This is a genomic window from Mesorhizobium erdmanii USDA 3471 (genome assembly GCF_000472705.1).
Taxonomy (GTDB): domain Bacteria; phylum Pseudomonadota; class Alphaproteobacteria; order Rhizobiales; family Rhizobiaceae; genus Mesorhizobium; species Mesorhizobium erdmanii.
Genome location: NZ_AXAE01000021.1, coordinates 1 through 2,500, shown reverse-complemented (window position 1 = coordinate 2,500; position 2,500 = coordinate 1). Strand labels below are relative to the sequence as shown.

Below are 2,500 nucleotides of genomic sequence, written 5' to 3'. Positions count from 1 at the left end.
CGCGAAATCTATTTAGGTAGAGCGTCGACCGAATACCCCAGGGGGTAGAGCACTGGATGGGCTAGGGGTCCTCACCGGATTACCAAACCTAACCAAACTCCGAATACCTGGGAGTACTAGTCGGCAGACACACGGCGGGTGCTAACGTCCGTCGTGAAAAGGGAAACAACCCTGACCTACAGCTAAGGTCCCCAAGTTATGGCTAAGTGGGAAAGGATGTGAGGATCCCAAAACAACCAGGATGTTGGCTTAGAAGCAGCCATCATTTAAAGAAAGCGTAACAGCTCACTGGTCTAAATAAGGGTCTTTGCGCCGAAAATGTAACGGGGCTAAAGCCATACACCGAAGCTTAGGGTTCGTGAGCAATCACGAGCGGTAGCGGAGCGTTCTGTAAGCTGATGAAGCCATACCCGTGAGGGGTGGTGGAGGTATCAGAAGTGCGAATGCTGACATGAGTAACGTAAGGGGAGTGAGAGACTCCCCCGCCGAAAGACCAAGGGTTCCTGCTTAAAGCTAATCTGAGCAGGGTTAGCCGGCCCCTAAGACGAGGCGGAAACGCGTAGTCGATGGGAACCACGTTAATATTCGTGGGCTTGGAGGTAGTGACGGATCATTGAGGTAGTCCAATCTTATCGGATTGAACGGGCTGCTGCGTGGTTCCAGGAAATAGCTCCTCCTTATAAACCGTACCCGAAACCGACACTGGTGGTCTGGTAGAGTATACCAAGGCGCTTGAGAGAACTATGCTGAAGGAACTCGGCAAATTGCACGCGTAACTTCGGAAGAAGCGTGACCCTTTTCTGCGCAAGCAGAGGAGGGTGGCACAGACCAGGGGGTAGCGACTGTTTATCAAAAACACAGGGCTCTGCGAAGTCGCAAGACGACGTATAGGGTCTGACGCCTGCCCGGTGCTGGAAGGTTAAGAGGAGGGGTGCAAGCTCTGAATCGAAGCCCCAGTAAACGGCGGCCGTAACTATAACGGTCCTAAGGTAGCGAAATTCCTTGTCGGGTAAGTTCCGACCTGCACGAATGGCGTAACGACTTCCCCGCTGTCTCCAGCATAGACTCAGTGAAATTGAATTCCCCGTGAAGATGCGGGGTTCCTGCGGTTAGACGGAAAGACCCCGTGCACCTTTACTATAGCTTTACATTGGCATTCGTAGTGGCATGTGTAGGATAGGTGGTAGGCTTTGAAACCTGGGCGCCAGCTCAGGTGGAGCCACCCTTGAAATACCACCCTTATTACTATGGATGTCTAACCGCGGCCCGTTATCCGGGTCCGGGACAATGTATGGTGGGTAGTTTGACTGGGGCGGTCGCCTCCTAAAGAGTAACGGAGGCGCGCGATGGTGGGCTCAGAACGGTCGGAAATCGTTCGCTGAGTGCAATGGCATAAGCCTGCCTGACTGCGAGACTGACAAGTCGAGCAGAGACGAAAGTCGGTCATAGTGATCCGGTGGTCCCGCGTGGAAGGGCCATCGCTCAACGGATAAAAGGTACGCCGGGGATAACAGGCTGATGACCCCCAAGAGTCCATATCGACGGGGTTGTTTGGCACCTCGATGTCGACTCATCGCATCCTGGGGCTGGAGCAGGTCCCAAGGGTATGGCTGTTCGCCATTTAAAGCGGTACGTGAGTTGGGTTCAGAACGTCGTGAGACAGTTCGGTCCCTATCTGCCGTGGGTGTAGGAATATTGAAAGGATCTGTCCCTAGTACGAGAGGACCGGGATGGACGGATCTCTGGTGGACCTGTTGTGGCGCCAGCCGCATAGCAGGGTAGCTATATCCGGACGGGATAACCGCTGAAGGCATCTAAGCGGGAAACCCACCTTAAAACGAGTATTCCCTGAGAACCGTGGAAGACGACCACGTTGATAGGCCGGGTGTGGAAGAGCGGCAACGCTTGAAGCTTACCGGTACTAATAGTTCGATCGGCTTGATCGTTCTCATTCCTTATGCCCATTTGACGAAGTCAAATGGTCTTGCCAGCGCTCACGCATGAGCGGCCCTGACGGGCCAAAGCTTAAGCGAGGGCGCCGGAAAACCGGCGACGCGCAGTCGCGCTTGCGGGCTTACGCCCGAAAGCCAACTGTAGATGTCGCCTTGGCACGGAAAGACGGGCAAACAGCACAGCCGATAGTGAGCAGCATCTCTGCTCACTATTGCCTACTGCCTAATCCCTAACCCAGCTTCTCGAACAACGTGCGTTTTGCCGACCTGGTGGTTATGGCGGAGCGGCTGCACCCGATCCCATTCCGAACTCGGCCGTGAAACGCTCCAGCGCTGATGGTACTTCGTCTCAAGACGCGGGAGAGTAGGTCGCTGCCAGGTCTGCCAAACGCACGTTTTATGTGTCACATCGTACTTTCCAAAATCGAAGCCGATTTTTGGGTCGATGTGATGAAATCTTCTCTGTACGACAAGGCCCGCCAAGGGATCTCGGGCCGCGCAAGCGGCCCTTTCATTTGGTGAGCAATATACCTATCTGTAGGCCATCC

2 rRNA genes (1 of these 2 cut by a window edge) are annotated in these 2,500 nt (G+C 54.4%); both read left to right on the top strand.

Annotated elements, in window-relative coordinates:
• A 23S ribosomal RNA gene (locus tag A3AU_RS0117505) occupies nucleotides 1-1,946 on the top strand; it begins 854 nt to the left of the window's first position.
• A gap of 272 nt (nucleotides 1,947-2,218) precedes the next feature.
• A 5S ribosomal RNA gene (rrf, locus tag A3AU_RS0117500) occupies nucleotides 2,219-2,333 on the top strand.
• Nucleotides 2,334-2,500: the final 167 nt, after the last annotated feature.